Genomic DNA, 21,136 nt, shown 5'->3' with positions numbered 1-21,136 from the left:
ACGGGATAAGTGCTGAAAGCATCTAAGCATGAAGCCCCCCTCAAGATGAGATTTCCCATGGAGTTAATCCAGTAAGACCCCTTAGAGATGATGAGGTTGATAGGTCTGGTGTGGAAGCGTGGCGACATGTGGAGCTGACAGATACTAATCGGTCGAGGACTTATCCAAGCAATTCTTGATACTTGTACAATCATGATCTAGTTTTGAAAGAATCAAGCCCAAGTCCCCTGTTTTTGGGGACTGGGCGAAGCAATGTGCGGAGTCGCTACAAGTTTTTCAAAGTCTAGAGAGGAGTGGGGTTCTCCACTCTAGACGAGTAGCGTACGGAGCCATTGCGACTTCCCCGATATAGATTGATCAAAGAGAACCTAACAAGGTAATCTCTCGATCAAAAGTCCGGTGGCGATAGCGAAGAGGTCACACCCGTTCCCATGCCGAACACGGTCGTTAAGCTCTTCAGCGCCGATGGTAGTTGGAGGCTTCCTCCTGCAAGAGTAGGACGTTGCCGGGCGATAAAGTACAATCCAAGCGGATTGTGCTTTTTTATTGCACAAAGGATAACGCACAAGGCGCGAAGAGCACTCGTTCGGAAGAACGAGCGGCTTCTGTGAAAAAGCCGATGGGTACTGCGTGAGAAAACAGCGAAGCAAAGCAACATGTCCCCCTGTGAGACGAACCGTTTGTCTTCGTAGGAGTTCATGAAAAAGGGACATAGGAAAGCGACAAGAGCATCATCCCCGTAGAAGACAAATGGCGAGCCAGGACGTTGCCGGGCGATAAAGTACAATCCAAGCGGATTGTGCTTTTTTTATTGCACAAAGGATAACGCACAAGGCCTGAAGAGCACTCGTTTAGAACGAGCAGCTGCCGTGAAAAGCCGATGGTACTGCGTGAGTGAGCTGTGAAGGTAACAGCGTCTTCTTCTGATTACCGGGCGATAAAGCACAAAGGATAAAAGCACAGGATCTTCAAGCCTGTGCTTTTATCCCTTCTTATTCAACTTCCATATCGTCGGTGATGTTAGAGTTTTGTGCTTTCTCAATTTGTGGGGGTTCACTTTGAGAGTGAGCTGGTAGGCCTGGTACCTCTTTCACCTCACTAAATTGGTGGGTAGAAGGAACCTCGGTCTCATCGGTAATAGTTGATGAGGCATAAGCGGCGAGAGTGGATAAGCCAGTTACGCTTACGATAATCAAAAATGAAAATAGCGCTTTTTTAAATGTCAATTCGCTCAACCTCCTTTCTTAAAAAATACCTCATAAAGCATAGATTGTAAATTTGATTGCGATTTTATAAAAATTATTCGCGTCATCTTTCTAATTGAGCTTCAATGTAGAAGAACTTTTAAGACAGAAGTATAATGAAGAGAGTTGAAAAAATGTAGGGGGACGAAATAAATGGCGGTTCTGGCAGAACAGGTAAGGGTGGAAAAGGCTTTAAATCAAGCTGAGAAAAAGAAGCTGATCTTTTTGATATGCTCCGTTTTATTATTTTCGGTGATGAATGGGACGATGTTCATGATTGCGATTCCTGATATCGCGCTTTCTTTTTCACTGAGTCCTTCACAAGTCAGTTGGGTTGTAACCGGATATATTGTGATCTATGCGATCGGGGCGCTGATGTACGGCAAGCTGGCTGACATTTACCCGCTAAAAAGGCTGTTGACGGTCGGACTTAGTTTTTTTGCGTTTGGCTCGATTTTCGGGTTTTTTGCGCCGAATTTTGAGGGGGTTATTTTGGCACGGATTATTCAGGCGGCCGGCGCGTCCTCGATTGTCGCGTTAGTCTTTATTGTGCCGATCAGATACTTCCCGGAGGAGCGGGGCAAAGTGTTGGGGATCGTCTCAAGCACGATGGCGTTCGCGTCAGGAGTCGGTCCGGTGATCGGAGGATTTGTGGCGGGTGCACTGAACTGGCAATACTTATTTTTGATTTCCGCGTTTGTGCTGTTGACGATTCCGTTCTTCTGGAAATGGATGCCGGACGAACAAAAGAACGAAGGAAAAGTGGATATTCTCGGTGCGGCGTTTATCGCGCTGGCGGTGGCGGCCCTTATTTTATTTATTACGTTATTTAACTGGTGGTTCTTGCTCGGCAGCATCCTTTTCTTCGGGCTGTTTACGAGAAGGATCATGACGCATGACAACCCGTTTATCCGTCCCGACGTGTTTCGGAACAGTTCCTTCCGGACGACGATTTTTTCCGGGTTTTTAGCGATTATGACGATGTTTGGCATGATGTTTATGCTGCCGCTTATGCTCAGTGAGGTGAATGGGTTAAATACCCTATACATAGGCTTAACGATTTTTCCGGCTGCTTTGACGGCTGCGTTCGCCGGGAATGTCGCAGGAAGTTTATCTGATCGATGGGGTGGAAAGCGGGTCGTCTATGTTGCCTTCATGTTGATGATCAGCGGCTTTTTGCTGCTATCAACTTTTAGCGGAAGTCCTGCCTGGGTGATTGGGATAGTCGTCCTTACGAGTTATATCGCGTTTCCGTTTCTCCAGACGGGGACAGCGAGTCTGATTTCCGCCTCGCTCCCGAAAAATGAAATTGGAGTCGGGATGGGAATTTACAATTTATTTAATTTTATGGCAGGTGCGTTCGGGGGCGCTATTATCGGTAAAATGCTGGACTATGATAGTGAAATTCTGCTTAATCCTTTATCGCAAGCGCAAGGCCCGGCGATTATTTACAGCAATGTATTTATTGGATTAATCGGGTTGACGCTCGTAAACGGCTGTTTCTTCTATTTTTCTTTACGCAAGAAAACCGAATAGCCGTTAAATGAATGCATGAATATCCAGCGTCTGGAAATCCTAACGGTATTATGAACGTTAGGTAGGTGAGAGCATGCCAGCTATAGCATCTGTAAGCTCATATACTCCTTCTTATCAGCTTGACCAAGAGACGACGACAGAGTTTGCCCGGGAGCTATTCGCTGAAAGCTATCAGGACATTGAACGACTATTGGCGGTTTTTTCCAATGGACAGATTGAAAAACGCCAGTTCGCTGTTCCGATAGACTGGTTTCGTAAGGATCATTCTTTGCAGGAGCGCAATGATCTTTATATTCAATTGGCAACCGAATATAGCGTGGAAGCGATAAAAGCCTGCCTCGCACAGTCTCGCTTTTTGCAGTCAGAGATTGCGGTTAGTGAGATTGACGCGATTGTGCTTGTATCAAGCTCTGGGATGGCGACTCCAAGCCTTGATGCCCGGATTATGAATAAACTGCCCTTTTCTGAGCATACGAAGCGCATTCCGTTATGGGGCCTCGGCTGTGCGGGGGGCGCGATGGGGATGAGCCGGGCGTTTGAGTTTTGTCGCGCTTATCCCGAGGCAAATGTCCTTGTTGTCTGCGTCGAGCTATGCAGCCTAACCTTTCAACGAAATGACCGGACGAAAAGCAATTTAGTCGGGACATCCTTATTTGCTGATGGTACGGCCTGCGCGTTAGTCATTGGGGACGACTCTGCCCTTCGGCCGCAGATCAGACAGGACTCGGTTCCGAACATTATCGCGACTGAGTCCACCTTAATGCCGGACTCTGAGGATGTCATGGGGTGGGACGTCAAGGATAGCGGTCTGCATGTTATCTTTTCGAGGAGCATTCCTTCGATCGTCACCAAATGGCTGCGACCGGTCGTTGAAGGGTTCCTGCAAAAGGAGGGAGTGACAGTCCAGCAATTATCCGCTTTTATTGCCCATCCAGGCGGTCGAAAGGTGCTGGAAGCCTACAGTGAAGCTCTGGGTCTCGCGCCTGAGCTGCTCGAAGCTTCAACACAAGTGCTGAAGCATCATGGAAATATGTCGTCTCCTACCGTTCTGTATGTACTGGAGAAAGTGCTGGCTAGTCCGAAAAAGGCCAGAGAGTACGGATTAATGGCTGCTCTCGGTCCCGGCTTTAGCTCAGAGCTTTTATTGCTTCAGTGGGAGGAGGTCAACCGATGATTCTGGTCTATTTGTTTATTTGTATCGTTATCGTTCAACGGTTTGTTGAAATGGCTATAGCGAACCGAAATGCAAAGTGGATCAAAAAGCAGGGCGGCTATGAAGTCGCAGGTGAGCACTACAAGTGGATCATCGCCGTCCACGGTTTCTTTTTTATCTCGCTGCTGATCGAAGTGACGGTAACGAAGCAAAGCTGGACGGGGGCGTCAGCTCTTCCTTTGGCTCTTTTTTTACTGGCTCAGCTTGGAAGAGTGTGGGCCCTGTCTTCACTGGGTCGCTATTGGAATACCCGGATCATGATCATACCGGGGGCCAATGTAGTGGCAAGAGGTCCGTACAAATATGTACGTCACCCGAATTATGTGATTGTCGTCCTTGAGATTGCCGTTCTTCCGTTAATTTTTCAGGCTTATTGGACTGCGATCCTGTTCACTGTTTTGAATGCGGCTGTATTGTCTGTTCGGATTAAAAAGGAAGAGGCGGCGTTAAAGCAAGCGACTAATTACAATGATGTATTTCAAAAACGGAGACGTTTCATTCCAACCTATGAAGATTGAACATGGCTAAATCCTTGAAATGATCATAAGTAAGCTTCAAACTGTCAGGAGCGGTTTTTTAAAAGATAAGAAAGTATAAAAACTTTCGGACTGATTCGAGGAAGCGCGTCGGCTTCGCGCGTTACGCGGACGGCTCCGCAAGCCGCTTCTAAAAAGGACGCTCTACGCGTTTTTTTTATGTGGAAAAACGGGTATGGATAGGTAGAAGTGAATGTATGAGATGGAGGGATGAAAATGAAAACATCAACAGTTAATTTCATTTTGGGGTCGGCTCTTTTGGCTGGAGGCGCCTGTTTGATGAAAAGTGCCTGTCAGCAGATGCAGCGGGAAAACGTGAAAGTGCGTGAGGACATTGATGTGTGGGAAGGCGACAAGCGAGAAAGCGTCGATGCTGATAAAGTGCCGGAAGAAAAAGGACTTACCCAGCTTGATTCGGCTCATCGAAATGATTGGGTCGCAAACGGTTTTCCGCAAACACACCGGGCACAAAGCGAATTAGCAGAGGATGCCAAATGGTCGGATTCAACCAATAAATATTGAAGGAAATAAAAGAGTGTGCACAAAGGCAACAACCCTTTGACACACTCTTTTTTAGTTGCCTTTGTCCTGACGGCACGTCAAAGGTTTTCTCCGACATGAAATCGTGATACAGTAATGAAATCAATAATGTCCAAGTGAGGTGCAAAGTGTGACAAAAAAGCGAAAACAGCGATTTAAAGTGCAGGAAACGGAAACGATAGCTGACTGTCTCGAGCGGATGAAAAAGGAGGGCTATCAGCCGGTTCGCCGTCTTGAGAAGCCTATTTTTGAGGAAAAAGGCTCAAAACAGCAGAAAGAGTACGTTCCTGTCCGCCAGCAAATCATCTTCGAAGGGATACTGCTAGAAAACGAACGTTAATAGTCTGACATTTTTTATCGTTCGACTATTTGTTGACACCCTAGCTTGATCCTTGTAAGATAAAGCTATATCGAATGATCAAAAGCGAATAAGAACCTCATATAATCTTGGAAATATGGTCCAGAAGTTTCTACCCGATTGCCGTAAAAAATCGGACTATGAGGGAAAGTGACAGAGGCACATGTCTTCTTATGGTGCCCTGTAGCCGTATGAAAGCGCAAGAGTGGCTTCCTTTCTCTCAATCTGAGCAGATTAGAAGCCGACTCTTGCGCTTTTTTCAACAGATAAAATTTTATAAAATTCAGGAGTTTTACAGGAGGAGAGGAGTTCAACAATGCAACCTGAAGTTGGAGTCATTATGGGAAGTACGTCAGATTGGGAGACGATGAAAGCAGCCTGTGACATTTTGGAGGAGCTTGATGTTCCTTATGAAAAAAAAGTCGTCTCTGCTCATCGGACTCCCGATTTAATGTTTGAATATGCGGAACAAGCTCAAACTAGAGGAATAAAAGTCATTATTGCCGGAGCTGGAGGGGCGGCTCATTTACCTGGAATGGTGGCGGCTAAAACGACTGTTCCGGTGATTGGCGTCCCTGTTCAGTCAAAAGCGTTAAACGGGCTTGATTCACTCCTCTCCATCGTGCAAATGCCAGGCGGTGTACCGGTCGCCACGGTGGCGATCGGCAAGGCTGGTGCGACAAATGCCGGTCTGCTGGCGGCGCAAATTCTTGGCACACACCAGGAGAACGTTCGTCTTCGGTTAGAGGAACGCCGTGAAAAAACGAAACAAGCTGTATTAGAAAGCAGTGAAGAACTATGAGCAGAACAGTCAAACCAGGATCAACAATTGGAATGATCGGCGGCGGCCAGCTCGGCCGGATGATGGCGATTGCCGCGAAGCAAATGGGCTACCGCGTCGCTGTTTTGGAGCCGACGGCTGATTCCCCGTGTGCCCAGGTAGCTGATATTGTCATTGAAGCGGCTTATGATGACCGCGATGGGGCGAAGCGCCTTGCCGATGTGTCTGATGTGATTACGTATGAATTTGAAAATATTGACGGAGAAACGGCCAATTGGCTGACGGAGCAGGCGGATTTTCCACAAGGGGCAAAGGTGCTTGCCTTGACGCAGCATCGTCTGCGCGAGAAGGAAGCGATTCAACAGGTCGGTCTGCCGGTTGCTCCATTTAAAGCGATTCTGCAGCTTGGAGATGTCAGCGGAGCGGAAGCGGAAATTGGCTTTCCGGCGGTCTTAAAAACGTGCCGCGGCGGGTATGACGGAAAAGGGCAGCGGGTCGTCAAAAGTCAGGCCGAGCTTGAGCAGGCGGCGAAGGAGCTGCTCGCGCATGGCGAATGCGTGCTGGAAGCATGGATTCCATTTGAACTGGAATTATCGGTAATCGTCACCCGCTCACGGCATGGCGACGTAACGGTCTTTCCGGTCGCCCGTAATGAGCATCGGGAAAACATTTTGCACCGCTCTCACGTGCCGGCAGAGGTGGGCACGAACGTATGTGAGCAGGCGGAGAAGATGGCTTTCACACTCGCCAACGAGCTCGGAGTAGTCGGGACGCTGGCGGTTGAGCTCTTTATGCTTAAGGATGGCAGATTATATGTCAATGAGCTGGCGCCGCGTCCGCATAATTCCGGCCATTATACGATCGAGGCCTGTGAAACCTCGCAATTCGAGCAGCACATCCGCGCTATTTGCGGTCTTCCCCTCGGTCCGACAACACTGCGTTCGCCGGTGGTGATGGAGAATATCCTCGGTGAGGATGTGGAACGGGTTTTAGCTGCGGTGGATCAGCTGGCTGAAGTAAAGCTGCATTTATATGGAAAGAAAGAAGCGAAAGTGAAGCGGAAGATGGGGCATGTGACCGCGACGGCCGTGACGGTCGAGGATGCTTGTCAAAAGCTGGAGCGGCTTCATAAGGCGAATGTGCTAGAATAGAGATGAAATTGAATATAAGCGGAGGCTGGTAGCATGATTGAACGTTATACGCGCCCGGAAATGGGAGCTATTTGGACAGAGGAAAACAGATTTAAAGCATGGCTTGAAGTCGAGATCGTCGCCTGTGAAGCCTGGGCAGAGCTTGGAGAAATCCCGAAGGAGGATGTGGCGAAAATCCGCGAGAACGCCGGCTTTGATGTCGCGCGCATTCACGAGATCGAAGCAGAAACACGGCATGATGTCGTCGCGTTTACCCGCGCTGTGTCCGAAACGCTTGGCGAAGAACGAAAATGGGTTCATTACGGACTGACGTCCACGGATGTCGTCGATACAGCGTTATCCTATTTGTTAAAGCAGGCGAATGAGATTCTTCTCGCTGATATAGAACGCTTTATCGAGATTTTAAAAAATAAAGCGATTGAACATAAGCGCACGGTGATGATGGGACGGACCCACGGTGTGCATGCTGAGCCGACAACGTTCGGCTTGAAGCTCGCTCTATGGTATGAAGAGATGAAGCGTAACCTTGAGCGCTTCAAGCAGGCGGCAGAAGGTATCCGCTACGGCAAGCTGTCCGGCGCTGTCGGAACTTATGCGAACATTGATCCGGCAGTGGAGCAGCTCGTTTGTGAGAAGCTTGGACTGAAGGCGGCGCCGATTTCGACGCAAACACTGCAGCGTGATCGTCATGCCGATTATATGGCGGCTCTCGCTTTAATTGCGACTTCAATTGAGAAGTTCGCCGTGGAAGTGCGCGGACTGCAAAAGAGTGAAACACGCGAGGTTGAGGAGTTTTTTGCAAAAGGTCAAAAAGGTTCCTCGGCGATGCCGCATAAGCGTAACCCGGTCGGCTCGGAAAATATGACTGGTCTTGCCCGTGTCATTCGCGGCTATATGATGACCGCTTATGAAAATGTACCGCTCTGGCACGAACGCGATATTTCGCACTCTTCCGCGGAACGGATCATCCTGCCGGACGCGACAATTGCGTTGAACTATATGCTGAACCGCTTCGGCAACATCATTAAGAACTTAACCGTCTTCCCGGAAAATATGAAGCGCAACATGACCCGGACATATGGCCTAATTTACTCTCAGCGTGTCCTGCTTTCCCTCATTAACAAAGGAATGGTGCGTGAGGAAGCGTATGACCTCGTCCAGCCGAAAGCGATGGAGGCGTGGGAAAAAGGCGTGCAATTCCGCGAGCTGGTCGAGGCCGAAGAGCGGATCACGAGCATGCTTTCACCTGAAGAGATTGACGAGTGCTTCAACTATGAGCATCATCTCAAGCATGTCGATACGATTTTCGAGCGTCTCGGTCTGTCGAACTAAAGAGGAGATCGTGCAGCGGTTTTAGCGCTGCACGATGCTCCAACTATCAGAAACAATATTTTGTACATGGAGGGTCCACGATGGAAAAAGGTGTCCTGCTTTATGAAGGAAAGGCTAAGAAAATCTATCAAACTAGTGAAGAGAATCAGCTGTGGGTGAGCTACAAGGATGACGCGACCGCTTTTAACGGAGAGAAAAAAGAAACCCTTGCCGGCAAAGCACGGCTTAATAATGAAATTTCCTCGCTTCTGTTTGCTCATTTGCAAAAAAGCGGAATCGAAAGCCATTTTATCAAGAAGCTTTCCGAAACGGAGCAGCTTGTGCAAAAGGTCGAAATTATTCCGTTAGAGGTTGTGACGCGAAATATCGTTGCCGGCAGCTTATCAAAGCGTCTCGGAATGGAAGAAGGCACCCCATTAAAGACCCCGATTGTCGAGTTTTACTATAAGGACGATGACTTAGGTGATCCGCTTGTAACCGAAGATCATATTGCGATTTTAGAGGCGGCTTCAAGCGAGGATCTGGCGGTACTGAGAGAAAAGGCGATCGCCGTCAATGAACAGCTGGTGACGCTTTTTGATGAACTGAATATCCGACTCGTCGATTTCAAGCTGGAATTTGGCCGCACGGACGACGGTGAGATTTTGCTGGCTGATGAAATTTCCCCGGATACATGCCGGCTGTGGGACAAGGATACCAATCAGCGCTTTGACAAGGATTTATTCAGACGAAATTTAGGCAGCTTGCAGGAAGGCTATCAGGAAATATTAACACGATTAGGAGGAGCATCATGTACAAAGTAAAGGTGTATGTCACGTTAAGAGAAAGTGTTCTTGATCCACAGGGAGGAGCGGTAAAGCGTGCCCTTCATACGATGGATTACGCCGAGGTGGAGGATGTCCGGATTGGAAAGTACATGGAACTGATTGTGAAGGAGACGGCCAATATTGACCAGCGCGTTGATGAAATGTGCGCCAAGCTGTTAGCCAACACGGTGATTGAAGATTACCGTTATGAAATTGAGGAGGTTGTCCCGTCATGAAGTTTGCGGTAATCGTCTTTCCTGGTTCAAACTGCGATGCGGATATGTTTTTTGCAATTCGGGATGCGCTGAAGGAAGAAGTAGAATATGTTCGTTACGACGAGACATCGCTCGACGGCTTTGATGGCGTGCTTTTGCCTGGTGGCTTTTCTTATGGCGATTACTTACGTTCCGGCGCGATCGCTGGTTTTGCTCCGATTATGACGGCAGTCAGACAAGCGGCGGCAGAAGGCAAGCCGGTTCTCGGTGTTTGCAACGGATTCCAGATGCTGCTGGAGCTTGGTCTGCTTCCTGGCGCGATGAAACGAAATGAAGGATTGAAATTCATCTGCCGGCCGACGGAATTGATCGTTGAGAATAATGAAACGATCTTTACTTCAGGCTATGAAGCCGGTGAACAAATTACGATTCCAGTTGCCCACGGAGAAGGAAACTATGAATGCGACGACAAAACGCTGGCTGAGCTGAAGGCGAACAAGCAAATCGTCTTTACTTACAAAGAAAGCATTAACGGGTCAAAGGCGAATATCGCCGGGATCAAAAATGAAGCCGGAAATGTTCTTGGGATGATGCCGCATCCGGAGCGGGCTGTGGAAGAACTGCTCGGCAGCAAAGATGGGTTAAAGCTATTTCAATCGATTGTACGAAATTGGAGGGAATCTCATGTCACTACTTCTTGAACCAACAGCTGAGCGTGTAAAGGAAGAGAAGCTTTACCGCGAGATGGGGTTAACGGATGATGAATTCGCCATGATTGAAGAAATTCTCGGGCGGACGCCAAACTATACAGAAACCGGGCTGTTCTCGGTGATGTGGTCGGAGCACTGCAGCTACAAGAACTCAAAGGTGCTTCTTAAGAAATTCCCGACCGAAGGAGAGCGCGTCCTGCAAGGACCCGGGGAAGGTGCGGGTATTATTGACATCGGGGATGAGCAGGCGGTCGTGTTCAAGGTCGAAAGCCATAATCACCCATCGGCGATTGAGCCATATCAAGGTGCAGCTACTGGAGTCGGCGGTATTTTACGTGATGTCTTCTCCATGGGGGCTCGTCCAATTTCGTTACTGAATTCATTGCGCTTTGGAGAGTTAACATCTCCGCGCGTTCGTTATTTATTTGAAGAAGTCGTTGCCGGAATTGCCGGCTACGGTAACTGCATCGGGGTTCCGACCGTTGGCGGAGAGGTTCAGTTCGATCCGTGCTACGAAGGAAACCCGCTCGTCAATGCGATGTGCGTCGGATTGATTGATCATAAGGATATTCAAAAAGGTCAGGCAAAAGGTGTTGGCAATACCGTAATGTATGTCGGCGCAAGCACGGGACGCGACGGAATTCACGGAGCGACCTTTGCCTCTGAAGAGCTTGGTGAGGATTCCGACGAGAAGCGTCCGGCTGTTCAGGTCGGCGACCCGTTTATGGAGAAGCTGCTGCTTGAAGCCTGTCTTGAACTGATTCAAAGTGACGCCCTCGTCGGCATTCAGGATATGGGGGCGGCCGGCTTAACGTCTTCTTCAGCGGAGATGGCGAGCAAGGCCGGTTCAGGCATTGAAATGAATTTGGATCTCGTGCCGCAGCGTGAAAAAGGAATGACACCATATGAAATGATGCTTTCGGAATCCCAGGAGCGGATGCTGATTGTCGTCAAAAAAGGACGCGAGCAGGAAATTAAAGACATTTTTGACCGGTGGGGACTGCTTTCGGCGGAAGTCGGTCATGTGACAGATGATAAGCGTCTGCGCCTTTTGCACAAAGGCGAGGTTGTCGCTGATCTTCCGGTTGATGCGCTCGCTGAGGAAGCGCCTGTTTACCATAAGCCATCACGTGTTCCGGCTTATTATGAAGCCTTCCAGCAGCAGAAAGAAAAAGTTCCGGCTGTGAGCGATTATAAAGAGACGCTCTTGCAGCTATTGGCGCAACCGACGATTGCCAGCAAGGAATGGGTCTACGATCAATACGATTATATGGTGCAAACAAATACGGTTGTGGAACCAGGCTCTGATGCAGCCGTTGTCCGCATTCGCGGAACACGGAAAGCATTGGCGATGACGACTGACTGCAACTCGCGCTATCTTTACCTCGATCCTGAGGTCGGCGGTCAGATCGCGGTTGCGGAAGCAGCACGCAATATCGTCTGCTCGGGTGGCGCACCGCTCGGCTTAACAGATGGGCTTAACTATGGAAGTCCAGATAAGCCGGAAATTTTCTGGCAGCTGGAAAAATCAACGGATGGCATGAGTGAAGCGTGCCGCATTCTCGAAACACCGGTTATCGGGGGGAATGTCTCGCTTTACAATGAAACGAATGGCGTAGCAGTCTATCCGACTCCTGTCATTGGCATGGTCGGGTTAATTGAAGATATCGATCATATTACGACACAGTCGTTCAAGCAGGCAGGGGACTCTATTTACCTGCTCGGCGAGACAAAGCCGGAGTTCGGTGGAAGTGAACTGCAAAAGCTGACAGACGGCACGATTTCCGGAAAGGCGCCGGCGATTGACTTAACGGTCGAGAAGAAGCGTCAGGAGCAGCTGTTGGCGGCGATTAAGCAAGGGCTTGTTGCTTCTGCCCATGATGTCGCTGAAGGCGGGGTTGCTGTCGCGCTGGCGGAGTGTATGACAGACGGTGAGGTCGGCGCAAGCGTTACGCTTGCCGGCGAAGCAACGGCGGCGCTGTTTGCTGAATCGCAATCACGCTTTATCGTCACCGTCACTAAGGAGAATGCCGCTCAGTTTGAACAGCTTGTCGATGCGCAAAAAATCGGTGAAGTAAGTGCAGGTCGTGTCCTGACGGTGAAAAATGAGGCCAATGAAACGATCCTGACGACAACACAGAATGAAATTGTCAAGGCTTGGAAAGGAGCCATTCCATGTTTGCTGAAATCAAAGGCTTAAATGAAGAATGTGGTGTATTCGCCATCTGGGGTCATAAGGACGCCGCTCACTTAACGTATTACGGCCTGCACAGTCTTCAGCATCGCGGGCAAGAGGGAGCCGGGATTGTGGCAACGGACGGAGAACGGTTAAAGATTCATAAAGGCTTAGGGCTTGTGAATGATGTGTTCAGTGAAGATGATTTTAAAGATTTAAACGGTCATGCGGCGATCGGCCATGTCCGTTATGCGACAGCAGGAGGCGGCGGGCTGGCGAATGTGCAGCCGCTCTTGTTCCGTTCACAGCTTGGAAGCTTGGCGATCGCCCACAACGGCAACCTCGTCAATGCGAATAATATGAAGCATCAGCTTGAGAGTCAGGGCAGCATTTTTCAATCAACCTCTGATACGGAGGTGCTTGCCCATCTGATTAAACGAAGCGGCTACCACACGCTTGAACAGCAATTGTACTCCGCTTTGACGATGCTGAAGGGAGCCTATGCCTTCGCGGTCATGAACGAAAAGCAGCTTTTTGTCGCGCTTGATCCAAATGGATTGCGCCCGCTTTCGATTGGTCGTCTTGGCGACGCCTATGTCGTCGCTTCGGAAACATGTGCGTTTGATTTAATTGGTGCTACTTATGAGCGGGAAGTACAGCCAGGCGAACTGATTACGATTGATGAACATGGCCTCCGTTCGCAACGGTTTACCGGGCCATCCTCACGGGCGATTTGCAGTATGGAATACATTTATTTTGCCCGTCCTGACAGCAATGTCGATGAGCTGAATGTCCATACCGCCCGCAAAAATTTAGGCAAGCAGCTGGCGCTTGAATCGCCGGTTGAAGCTGATGTTGTCACAGGAGTACCGGATTCAAGCATCTCTGCGGCGATCGGCTATGCCGAACAAACCGGAATTCCTTATGAACTCGGAATGATCAAAAACCGCTATGTCGGCCGGACATTTATCCAGCCGTCTCAGGAGCTTCGTGAGCAAGGGGTGAAAATGAAGCTTTCCGCCGTGCGCGGAGTCGTCGAAGGGAAGCGCGTTGTCATGATCGATGATTCGATCGTCCGCGGAACGACAAGCCGCCGGATCGTCAAAATGCTTCGTGAGGCGGGAGCCGTGGAAGTCCATGTGCGGATCAGTTCACCACCGATCACGCACCCATGCTTTTACGGAATTGACACGTCGACTACGGGAGAGCTGATTGCTTCTAATCATTCCATCGAAGAAATGCGTGAAATGATGGGAGCGGACACGCTGGCGTTTCTTAGTACGGACGGGCTGATGAAAGGGATTGGCCGCTCTGACGCTGATCCGAATTGCGGACAATGTCTGGCGTGCTTTACAGGGAAGTACCCAACTGAAATTTATCCGGATACGTTACATCCTTATGCGAAGGTATAAAGGAGAAGGGAGCAGGAACAATGTCAGAAGCATATAAACAAGCAGGGGTAAGTCTTGAAGCAGGGTATGAGGCAGTGGAACGGATGAAGCAGCACGTCAATCGGACAAAGCGCGCCGGCGTGATGGGCGGACTTGGAGGATTTGGCGGCATGTTCGACCTTTCGACGCTCGGCCTGAAGGAGCCTGTGCTTGTCTCCGGAACAGACGGCGTTGGTACGAAGCTGATGCTTGCCTTTATGCTTGACCGCCATGACACGATTGGCGTTGACGCAGTGGCGATGTGCGTCAATGATATTGTCGTCCAGGGAGCGGAGCCTCTCTATTTCCTTGATTATATCGCGTGTGGAAAAGCGGTACCAGAACGGCTGGAAGCGATTGTAAAAGGGGTCGCTGACGGCTGTGAGCAAGCCGGCTGCGCCCTTGTCGGCGGAGAAACGGCTGAGATGCCAGGAATGTATGCCGAGGATGAATATGATCTTGCCGGCTTTGCGGTCGGCGCGGCCGAGAAGAAGCAGCTGATCACAGGGGAAGCGATTCAGCCGGGGGATGTCGTGATTGGCTTAGCGTCGAGCGGTCTTCACAGCAACGGCTTTTCGCTCGTCCGGAAAATTTTTCTCAACGACCATGGTTTTTCATTAACGGATCAGATCGAGGAATTGGGAAAGACGCTTGGAGATGAGCTGTTAACGCCGACGAAGATTTACGTCAAGCCGCTTTTAGCCTGTCTCAGCAAATATTCGGTGCACGGACTGGCGCATATTACCGGCGGCGGCTTCTATGAAAATATTCCGCGCATGCTTCCGGAAGGAACAGCTGTCGCGATCGAGCACGGATCATGGCCGATCCCACCTGTTTTCCCTTTGCTGCAGAAATATGGCAAGCTAAGTGAAAAAGAGCTGTTCTCCACCTTTAATATGGGAATCGGCATGGTAATGGTCGTTCCAAAAGAGGAGCAGGATGCCGTCCTTGCGGAGCTTGAAGCACAAGGCGAGTCAGCTTTTGTCATCGGCCGCGTGGAGACTGGCGCGGGTGTTGTGATCGGAGGCATTGACGAATGAGGATCGCTGTTTTTGCCTCAGGAAGTGGAACGAACGCCGAGGCGATTATTGCCGCAACAAAAGAGGGGCGGGTTGACGCGGAGGTCGTGCTTGTTGTCAGCGATAATCCGCAGGCAAAAGTGATTGAACGGGCGAAAAATCACGGTATCGCAGTTATGGACTTTGATCCGAAAGCTTATCCAAACAAAGCGGCTTTTGAACGGGAAATCGTTGATGAGCTTACAAAGCAGCGGATCGAATTTATCGTGCTGGCCGGCTATATGCGGTTAATCGGGACAACGTTGCTCAAGGCCTATGAAGGACGGATTGTCAATATTCATCCGTCCCTCTTGCCATCCTTTCCGGGACTTGACGCGATTGGTCAGGCTTTTGCAGCGAAGGTCAAGGTTACCGGGGTAACGATTCATTATGTCGATGCGGGAATGGATACGGGCCCGATTATTGCTCAGGAAGCGGTGACGATTGAAGAGGACGATACGATCGAGACATTGCGGCAAAAGGTGCAGAAAGTCGAGCACTCTTTATATCCGCGAACGTTACAGCGTATCGTGGAAGAACTTAGATAAACGGGTGTTGCAGGCAATATTTTGATTGGAGAACAGAAGAAGGGATTGGAGCAGAATGAGTAAGAAGCGAGCGTTAGTCAGTGTCTCAAATAAGGAAGGGATCGTTGAATTTGTCCAGGCTCTAGTTGAGCTCGGATTTGAAGTTGTTTCAACAGGGGGAACAAAGAAAGCTCTTGAAGCAGCCAGTGTTCCTGTCATTGGAATTTCTGAAGTGACGGGTTTTCCGGAAATTTTAGATGGGCGTGTCAAGACGCTGCACCCCAATATACATAGCGGTTTGCTAGCGATGCGCGAGCGTGCGGAGCATCAGCAGCAGCTTGCGGAGCATCAAATTACGCCGATTGACGTAGTCGTCGTCAACCTGTACCCGTTCAAAGAGACGATTGCCAAGCCGGACTGTACGTTTGCCGATGCGATTGAAAACATTGATATTGGTGGTCCGAGCATGCTGCGGGCAGCTGCGAAAAACCACCAGCATGTAGCCGTCGTCGTCGATCCGGCTGACTATGCGGTCGTGCTTGACGAGCTGAAGCAGGAGCAGGCGGTCTCCGTAGAAACGAAGCGTCGCTTAGCAGCGAAAGTATTCCGCCATACGGCTTCCTATGATGCGCTAATTGCCGAATATTTAACGAAGGCAGTCGGGGAAGAAGAGCCGGAAAGCCTCACTGTGACGTTCGAGCGGAAGCAGGGCTTGCGCTACGGCGAAAACCCGCATCAGCGGGCGACGTTCTACCAAAAGCCGCTTGCTGATTCAAGCTCGATTGCCGAAGCAAAGCAGCTTCACGGCAAGGAGCTTTCTTATAACAATATTCATGACGCCGATGCCGCTTTAGCGATTGTGAAGGAATTTACAGAGCCGGCCGTCGTCGCTGTCAAACATATGAATCCATGCGGCGTCGGAACGGGAGCAACGATCGAGGAAGCCTACAATCGTGCCTATGAAGCCGATTCTGTTTCGATATTTGGCGGAATCATTGCCGCAAACCGTGAAATTGATGAAGCAACTGCTTTGAAAATGAAGGAGATTTTCCTTGAAATTATCATCGCACCATCGTTCTCGGAGAAGGCTGTGGAAATTTTAACAGCGAAGAAGAACTTGCGCTTATTAACTGTCCCTGTTCAAAAGCAAATCGAGCCGGAAGCGATGCTCACTTCCGTTCACGGCGGTCTTTTATTGCAGGATGAGGATTTGCTCGGGCTGGAGGATGCTGAGCTTTCAATTCCGACAAAACGTGAACCGACGGAAGAAGAATGGGAAGCATTAAAGCTTGCCTGGAAAGTCGTCAAGCATGTGAAATCAAATGCGATTGTCGTCACGAACGGCTTAATGACAGTGGGCGTCGGAGCAGGACAAATGAATCGCGTCGGTTCTGCCGATATCGCGATCAAGCAGGCCGGCGAACGAATCGAAGGAGCCGTCTTGGGCTCTGATGCCTTCTTCCCGATGGGAGACACAGTTGAATTAGCCGGAAAAGCCGGCATCACCGCGATCATCCAACCAGGCGGCTCGATCCGCGACGAAGAATCAATCGAAATGGCCAACAAATACAACATCGCCATGGTCATGACCGGCATCCGCCACTTTAAACACTGAAGCTTTTAAGCAAAAGGCGTTTTTTCCTTTTGCTTAAAAGCGAATCAATGAGCGGAGTCGCTACATGTTTTAAAAGCCTTGAGAGAAGCGGTTTTCTTCTCTCAAGGCGAGTAGCGAACGGAGCCATTGCAAGCTGATGAGACAGCTTGAAAAAGCGAGGAGTCGGCGCAAGGGTTTCAAAAGTCAGAAGGAAAGCGGGTTTTCTTTCCTTCTGACTGCGCGCCGAACGGAGCCGTTGCAATTTGATGAGATAGCTTTGAAAAAGCGCGGAGTCGACGCAAAGGTTTTAAAAGTCAATTCATAAAGGAGGGGAAGATATGAACGTACTGATTATTGGAGGCGGCGGGCGCGAGCATGCGTTAGCCTGGAAAATGGCCGACAGTCCTCAGGTGACAGAAGTGTTTGTCGCGCCGGGCAATGATGGCATGGCGGACGTCGCGACGCTTGTCCCAATCGCGGAAAAAGAGCATGATCAGCTTGTGGCGTTTGCGAAGGAAAAAGAGATTCATCTTACGTTTGTCGGCCCTGAAGCCCCGTTGCTTGACGGGATCGTCAATCGTTTTCAAGAAGAAGGGCTGCGAATTTTCGGCCCGACAAAAGAAGCAGCTTTGCTTGAAGGAAGCAAGTCGTTTGCCAAGCATATTATGAAAAAATACAACATCCCGACAGGCAGCTATGAAACATTTACTGACTATGACAAGGCTGTTTCCTATGTGAAGGAAAAGGGGGCACCAATCGTCATTAAAGCTGACGGCCTGGCAGCAGGTAAAGGCGTTGTCGTGGCGATGACGGAGCAGGAAGCGACAGACGCCCTGGCTTCCATGCTGAAGGAGCATGCTTTTGGCGAAGCGAGTCATCAAGTCGTCATTGAGGAATATTTGGACGGCGAAGAGCTTTCGTTAATGGCTTTCGTTCATCAGGGAACGGTTGTGCCGATGGTCGGAGCGCAGGATCATAAGCGGGCCTTTGACGGAGATCAGGGACCAAACACCGGTGGCATGGGGGCGTACTCTCCGGTTCCACAATTTACGAGCGATGAGGTGGAAAAAGCTGTTCAGCACATTTTGCAGCCGACAGCTGATGCACTCATTAAAGAAGGGACCCCGTTTACAGGCATTTTGTATGCCGGATTGATGATGACGGCGGACGGACCGAAAGTAATTGAATTTAATGTCCGCTTCGGCGACCCGGAAACGCAGGTTGTTCTGCCGCGCCTCGACTCCGATCTTCTTGCTGTTTTAGATGCGCTGCTTACAGGAGAAACGCCGGAATTGGCCTGGTCGGACGATGCGGTCGTTGGCATCGTGCTGGCTAGTGAAGGGTACCCGCGCGCATACCAAAAAGGAACGCCGATTCACGGCCTCAATCAAATCGAGAAGGATGTTCTCGTATTTCATGCCGGGACGAAGAAGGAAGACGGAACATGGAAAACGAACGGCGGACGGGTTCTATTGCTCGCTGCAAGGCAGCCATCTTTGGCTGATGCCCAGCAGCGTGTATATGAACAAGTAAAACAGCTGGACACAGCCGGTTTGTTTTACCGTTCAGATATTGCCAATAAAGCTATTTTGCGCGCCTCTTCCTCATAAAAAAATAGACGGCGGCAACAATGGAACCGATCAGCATCATATACACAAAGAGCGTATCGGTTGCATATTCTTGTATTGTAAACATTCTTCATCCTCCTGACAAAATGGATGTAAAAGGATAACCTGAAGGTTAAAATAAACCTTTTTAGGTTATCCTTTTTATGATTCATGAATAACGGTCTGCCTGCTGCTGATGAGCGACGTTTTTCTCATGGGATAAAGACGGATTCCTTTGTTCAGCCACGTAAACAAGCGGACAAAAGCGGGTGATTCCTTCTGCGACCTTCATGCCCCCCATTACAGCCCCCAGCAGCGGAAGTGAATGGGACGGGTTGCGGGCAAGCTTAGCTGTGGCCCAGGCCAACAAGGTGAATCCGGCAGTTATTCGACAAAGCGCGTCAACTCTTCCGATATTTGGTCTCATATTCAGCCTGCCTTTCTGTCAAAATTGATCTTTCACAAAAAATTCGTTAAAAGATATTACATCTTTCGTGAGGTAAACCATAAAAATATGTTACGATTGAAAAAATAGGAATTGATGAAATGAGTGATGATGAAATGCCAGAGCGACTTTATCGCTGGACAAAACAACGACTAAGGCAACAGCTTGCTGTTGTGCAAGGAGACAGGGCTCCTTCACTGGTCCTTAAGGAGGCAACTTATTTAAATCATGCCCGCCGCAAGTGGTTGACCGCCAATATTTGGGTGACCGAGGACCGGATCGTTTATGTTGGCGATGAAATGCCTACGAAAACAACGGGAACAGAAATTGTAGATTGTAAAAAATCCTTTGTGGTACCTGGCTATATAGAGCACCACGCCCACCCGTTTCAATTATATAATCCCCACAGCTTTGCGAAATATGCGTCCTCCCGGGGGACGACAACGCTGATCAATGACAACATGGTGTTTTTTTTGTATCTTGAAAAAAAGAAAGCGCTTTCCATTATTGAAGCCTTGAATGAGCTCCCGGCGACGATGTTCTGGTGGTGCCGCTATGATGCCCAGACCGAGGTGCTGGACAACGCCTTCTTTTCACATTCGAAAATGAAGGAATGGCTCGAGCATCCTCTTGTCATTCAAGGCGGAGAGCTGACATCGTGGCCGAAGGTGTTAAACGGAGATGATTCGATTTTACACTGGATGCAGGAAACGGCACGTCTGCGCAAGCGGATTGAAGGACATTTGCCCGGGGCTTCTGAACGAACTTTGGCGAAGATGGCTCTTTTAGGGGTCACGTGCGACCATGAGGCGATGACGGGAGAAGAAGCGGTGCGACGTCTAAATCTGGGCTATATGACCTCTTTACGCCATTCGTCGATCCGGCCGGATTTACCGAAGCTGTTAAAAGAAATGAGAGAGCTCGGCGTTGACTATTTTGACAGATGCTTAATGACAACCGACGGATCGCCGCCTTCTTTTTACGAAAATGGCGTGATGGATCAGCTGATTAAGATTGCAATTGATAGCGGGCTTGATCCGATTGACGCTTATTCGATGGCAAGCTATAACGTCGCAAAATATTATCAGCTTGATCAGAAGCTGGGGATGATTGCGCCTGGCCGGATTGCGCATTTGAACATTCTTGAAGCGATTGATCAGCCGAATCCGAAAGCGGTGCTGGCAAAAGGCCAGTGGCTAGTACGGGAAGGCCGACAATGCGAAGGCTTTGAGTCGTTTCCTTGGGAGAAGTTCGGCATCGGACCGCTTGAAATTGATTGGGATCTCTCCGAAAGTGATTTATCTTTTTCCATGCCGATGGGAATTGAAATGGCGAATGCCGTTATTTTGAAGCCGTATCAAATCTCGGTGGAGCCGACAGGCCAGGAATTGGCGACGACGCATGATGAAAGCTTTTTTGTCATGATCGATAAAAACGGGAAGTGGCTTATTGCGACAATGATTAAAGGCTTCGCCACGCACGTTCTCGGCTTCGCCAGTTCGTTTTCGAACACCGGTGATATTATTTTGATCGGGAAAAATGTATCCGATATGATCGCTGCTTTCCGGGCTTTGAAAAAGCAGGGAGGCGGAATGACGCTCGTAGAGGATGGAAATGTGATCGGCAGCATGACATTGGAGCTATTTGGCGTTTTATCAGCGAAACCGATGCAAGAGATTATGGAAGAAGAGAAAAAATTTGTTACACTGTTAAGAGAGCGCGGATATAAGCACGAAGACCCAATTTACAGCCTGCTCTTCTTTTCCTCTACCCATTTGCCGTATATTCGTGTCACCCAGCGTGGAATTTATGATGTGAAAAAGAAAACGGTACTCTTTCCTGCAATTATGCGGTAAACTAAAAAAAGAGATCCTTTA

The 21,136-nt window shown here is 49.4% G+C and carries 21 protein-coding genes, 2 rRNA genes and 1 riboswitch; of the genes, 20 read left to right on the top strand and 3 right to left on the bottom strand.

Features of this window, described 5'->3' with window-relative positions; all coding sequences use genetic code 11:
• A 23S ribosomal RNA gene (locus tag M3202_RS15880) occupies nucleotides 1-168 on the top strand; the annotation flags it as partial.
• Between the two features lie 227 nt (nucleotides 169-395).
• A 5S ribosomal RNA gene (gene rrf / locus M3202_RS15875) occupies nucleotides 396-511 on the top strand.
• A 481-nt stretch (nucleotides 512-992) separates the two neighbouring features.
• Here the strand turns inward: rrf and M3202_RS15870 are convergent.
• Nucleotides 993-1,226, bottom strand: coding sequence for a hypothetical protein (locus M3202_RS15870; protein ID WP_251224282.1), 234 nt, complete (start codon nucleotides 1,224-1,226; stop codon nucleotides 993-995).
• A gap of 171 nt (nucleotides 1,227-1,397) precedes the next feature.
• Between M3202_RS15870 and M3202_RS15865 the strand changes: the two genes are divergently transcribed.
• The 17 genes from M3202_RS15865 to purD all read left to right on the top strand — a co-directional run bounded on the left by M3202_RS15865 (nucleotide 1,398) and on the right by purD (nucleotide 18,817).
• On the top strand, nucleotides 1,398-2,780 hold the full coding sequence (locus M3202_RS15865) for an MFS transporter (protein WP_251224281.1): 1,383 nt from the start codon (nucleotides 1,398-1,400) through the stop codon (nucleotides 2,778-2,780).
• A gap of 73 nt (nucleotides 2,781-2,853) precedes the next feature.
• Nucleotides 2,854-3,954: a type III polyketide synthase gene (locus tag M3202_RS15860; RefSeq protein ID WP_251224280.1), complete on the top strand. Its 1,101-nt coding sequence runs from the start codon at nucleotides 2,854-2,856 to the stop codon at nucleotides 3,952-3,954.
• Nucleotides 3,951-4,511 carry an isoprenylcysteine carboxyl methyltransferase family protein gene (locus tag M3202_RS15855; protein WP_251224279.1) on the top strand — a complete coding sequence of 187 codons (561 nt, stop codon included), beginning with the start codon at nucleotides 3,951-3,953 and terminating at the stop codon, nucleotides 4,509-4,511. Before M3202_RS15860 ends, M3202_RS15855 begins: the two co-directional genes overlap by 4 nt.
• A 234-nt stretch (nucleotides 4,512-4,745) precedes the next feature.
• Entirely contained in the window at nucleotides 4,746-5,051 is a 306-nt protein-coding gene (locus M3202_RS15850; protein ID WP_251224278.1) for a hypothetical protein, read from the top strand.
• Between the two features lie 148 nt (nucleotides 5,052-5,199).
• On the top strand, nucleotides 5,200-5,409 hold the full coding sequence (locus tag M3202_RS15845) for an NETI motif-containing protein (RefSeq protein ID WP_251224277.1): 210 nt from the start codon (nucleotides 5,200-5,202) through the stop codon (nucleotides 5,407-5,409).
• A 77-nt stretch (nucleotides 5,410-5,486) separates the two neighbouring features.
• A riboswitch (purine riboswitch) is annotated at nucleotides 5,487-5,588 on the top strand.
• A 155-nt stretch (nucleotides 5,589-5,743) separates the two neighbouring features.
• The gene (gene purE, locus M3202_RS15840) at nucleotides 5,744-6,229 is read left to right on the top strand and encodes a 5-(carboxyamino)imidazole ribonucleotide mutase (protein ID WP_251224276.1); all 486 of its coding nucleotides are present in this window, start codon (nucleotides 5,744-5,746) and stop codon (nucleotides 6,227-6,229) included.
• A complete protein-coding gene (gene purK, locus M3202_RS15835; RefSeq protein ID WP_251224275.1) occupies nucleotides 6,226-7,359 on the top strand; it encodes a 5-(carboxyamino)imidazole ribonucleotide synthase in 1,134 nt (377 codons plus the stop codon). The genes purE and purK overlap by 4 nt, the downstream gene beginning before the upstream one ends.
• 33 nt (nucleotides 7,360-7,392) lie before the next feature.
• A complete protein-coding gene (purB, locus tag M3202_RS15830) occupies nucleotides 7,393-8,691 on the top strand; it encodes an adenylosuccinate lyase (RefSeq protein WP_251224274.1) in 1,299 nt (432 codons plus the stop codon).
• Between the two features lie 80 nt (nucleotides 8,692-8,771).
• Nucleotides 8,772-9,494 carry a phosphoribosylaminoimidazolesuccinocarboxamide synthase gene (gene purC, locus M3202_RS15825; protein ID WP_251224273.1) on the top strand — a complete coding sequence of 241 codons (723 nt, stop codon included), beginning with the start codon at nucleotides 8,772-8,774 and terminating at the stop codon, nucleotides 9,492-9,494.
• Nucleotides 9,482-9,733 (top strand): phosphoribosylformylglycinamidine synthase subunit PurS, encoded by a 252-nt coding sequence (gene purS, locus M3202_RS15820; RefSeq protein WP_251194764.1) that lies wholly within the window; start codon nucleotides 9,482-9,484, stop codon nucleotides 9,731-9,733. The genes purC and purS overlap by 13 nt, the downstream gene beginning before the upstream one ends.
• The gene (purQ, locus tag M3202_RS15815) at nucleotides 9,730-10,413 is read left to right on the top strand and encodes a phosphoribosylformylglycinamidine synthase subunit PurQ (protein WP_251224272.1); all 684 of its coding nucleotides are present in this window, start codon (nucleotides 9,730-9,732) and stop codon (nucleotides 10,411-10,413) included. Before purS ends, purQ begins: the two co-directional genes overlap by 4 nt.
• Complete coding sequence (purL, locus tag M3202_RS15810; RefSeq protein WP_251224271.1) at nucleotides 10,397-12,622, top strand: phosphoribosylformylglycinamidine synthase subunit PurL; 2,226 nt, start codon at nucleotides 10,397-10,399, stop codon at nucleotides 12,620-12,622. The genes purQ and purL overlap by 17 nt, the downstream gene beginning before the upstream one ends.
• Nucleotides 12,598-14,010 carry an amidophosphoribosyltransferase gene (gene purF, locus M3202_RS15805; RefSeq protein WP_251224270.1) on the top strand — a complete coding sequence of 471 codons (1,413 nt, stop codon included), beginning with the start codon at nucleotides 12,598-12,600 and terminating at the stop codon, nucleotides 14,008-14,010. Before purL ends, purF begins: the two co-directional genes overlap by 25 nt.
• A gap of 20 nt (nucleotides 14,011-14,030) precedes the next feature.
• Nucleotides 14,031-15,068 carry a phosphoribosylformylglycinamidine cyclo-ligase gene (gene purM / locus M3202_RS15800; protein ID WP_251224269.1) on the top strand — a complete coding sequence of 346 codons (1,038 nt, stop codon included), beginning with the start codon at nucleotides 14,031-14,033 and terminating at the stop codon, nucleotides 15,066-15,068.
• Nucleotides 15,065-15,634 carry a phosphoribosylglycinamide formyltransferase gene (purN, locus tag M3202_RS15795; RefSeq protein ID WP_251224268.1) on the top strand — a complete coding sequence of 190 codons (570 nt, stop codon included), beginning with the start codon at nucleotides 15,065-15,067 and terminating at the stop codon, nucleotides 15,632-15,634. Before purM ends, purN begins: the two co-directional genes overlap by 4 nt.
• Before the next feature lie 55 nt (nucleotides 15,635-15,689).
• Nucleotides 15,690-17,228 carry a bifunctional phosphoribosylaminoimidazolecarboxamide formyltransferase/IMP cyclohydrolase gene (gene purH, locus M3202_RS15790; protein WP_251224267.1) on the top strand — a complete coding sequence of 513 codons (1,539 nt, stop codon included), beginning with the start codon at nucleotides 15,690-15,692 and terminating at the stop codon, nucleotides 17,226-17,228.
• 317 nt (nucleotides 17,229-17,545) lie between these two features.
• Nucleotides 17,546-18,817 (top strand): phosphoribosylamine--glycine ligase, encoded by a 1,272-nt coding sequence (gene purD / locus M3202_RS15785; RefSeq protein ID WP_251224266.1) that lies wholly within the window; start codon nucleotides 17,546-17,548, stop codon nucleotides 18,815-18,817.
• On the opposite strand, the gene M3202_RS22585 is transcribed toward purD, so the two are convergent.
• Together M3202_RS22585 and M3202_RS15780 are read right to left on the bottom strand one after the other, a co-directional pair.
• The gene (locus tag M3202_RS22585) at nucleotides 18,792-18,902 is read right to left on the bottom strand and encodes an EYxxD motif small membrane protein (RefSeq protein ID WP_349775627.1); all 111 of its coding nucleotides are present in this window, start codon (nucleotides 18,900-18,902) and stop codon (nucleotides 18,792-18,794) included. The genes purD and M3202_RS22585 overlap by 26 nt on opposite strands.
• Nucleotides 18,903-18,983: 81 nt before the next feature.
• Nucleotides 18,984-19,241, bottom strand: a complete 258-nt coding sequence (locus M3202_RS15780; RefSeq protein ID WP_251224265.1) for a YgaP family membrane protein — start codon at nucleotides 19,239-19,241, stop codon at nucleotides 18,984-18,986.
• Nucleotides 19,242-19,375: 134 nt separating this feature from the next.
• Between M3202_RS15780 and M3202_RS15775 the strand changes: the two genes are divergently transcribed.
• Nucleotides 19,376-21,115: an adenine deaminase C-terminal domain-containing protein gene (locus M3202_RS15775; RefSeq protein WP_251224285.1), complete on the top strand. Its 1,740-nt coding sequence runs from the start codon at nucleotides 19,376-19,378 to the stop codon at nucleotides 21,113-21,115.
• Nucleotides 21,116-21,136 lie beyond the last annotated feature (21 nt).

Origin of the sequence: Halalkalibacter oceani (assembly GCF_023715605.1) — a bacterium.
In the GTDB taxonomy this organism is placed as follows: Bacteria; Bacillota; Bacilli; order Bacillales; family Bacillaceae_D; genus Halalkalibacter; species Halalkalibacter oceani.
Note: the sequence above shows the minus strand (reverse complement) of the source record. Positions and strands in the feature narration are given on the sequence as shown.

Bases quoted from the DNA above. Each gene is read 5' to 3' on its own strand.
- M3202_RS15865 (WP_251224281.1), top strand. From the start codon at position 1,398: ATGGCGGTTCTGGCAGAACAGGTAAGGGTGGAAAAGGCTTTAAATCAA.
- M3202_RS15860 (WP_251224280.1), top strand. From the start codon at position 2,854: ATGCCAGCTATAGCATCTGTAAGCTCATATACTCCTTCTTATCAGCTT.
- M3202_RS15855 (WP_251224279.1), top strand. From the start codon at position 3,951: ATGATTCTGGTCTATTTGTTTATTTGTATCGTTATCGTTCAACGGTTT.
- M3202_RS15850 (WP_251224278.1), top strand. From the start codon at position 4,746: ATGAAAACATCAACAGTTAATTTCATTTTGGGGTCGGCTCTTTTGGCT.
- purE (WP_251224276.1), top strand. From the start codon at position 5,744: ATGCAACCTGAAGTTGGAGTCATTATGGGAAGTACGTCAGATTGGGAG.
- purK (WP_251224275.1), top strand. From the start codon at position 6,226: ATGAGCAGAACAGTCAAACCAGGATCAACAATTGGAATGATCGGCGGC.
- purB (WP_251224274.1), top strand. From the start codon at position 7,393: ATGATTGAACGTTATACGCGCCCGGAAATGGGAGCTATTTGGACAGAG.
- purC (WP_251224273.1), top strand. From the start codon at position 8,772: ATGGAAAAAGGTGTCCTGCTTTATGAAGGAAAGGCTAAGAAAATCTAT.
- purS (WP_251194764.1), top strand. From the start codon at position 9,482: ATGTACAAAGTAAAGGTGTATGTCACGTTAAGAGAAAGTGTTCTTGAT.
- purQ (WP_251224272.1), top strand. From the start codon at position 9,730: ATGAAGTTTGCGGTAATCGTCTTTCCTGGTTCAAACTGCGATGCGGAT.
- purL (WP_251224271.1), top strand. From the start codon at position 10,397: ATGTCACTACTTCTTGAACCAACAGCTGAGCGTGTAAAGGAAGAGAAG.
- purF (WP_251224270.1), top strand. From the start codon at position 12,598: ATGTTTGCTGAAATCAAAGGCTTAAATGAAGAATGTGGTGTATTCGCC.
- purM (WP_251224269.1), top strand. From the start codon at position 14,031: ATGTCAGAAGCATATAAACAAGCAGGGGTAAGTCTTGAAGCAGGGTAT.
- purN (WP_251224268.1), top strand. From the start codon at position 15,065: ATGAGGATCGCTGTTTTTGCCTCAGGAAGTGGAACGAACGCCGAGGCG.
- purH (WP_251224267.1), top strand. From the start codon at position 15,690: ATGAGTAAGAAGCGAGCGTTAGTCAGTGTCTCAAATAAGGAAGGGATC.
- purD (WP_251224266.1), top strand. From the start codon at position 17,546: ATGAACGTACTGATTATTGGAGGCGGCGGGCGCGAGCATGCGTTAGCC.
- M3202_RS22585 (WP_349775627.1), bottom strand. From the start codon at position 18,902: ATGTTTACAATACAAGAATATGCAACCGATACGCTCTTTGTGTATATG.
- M3202_RS15780 (WP_251224265.1), bottom strand. From the start codon at position 19,241: ATGAGACCAAATATCGGAAGAGTTGACGCGCTTTGTCGAATAACTGCC.
- M3202_RS15775 (WP_251224285.1), top strand. From the start codon at position 19,376: ATGCCAGAGCGACTTTATCGCTGGACAAAACAACGACTAAGGCAACAG.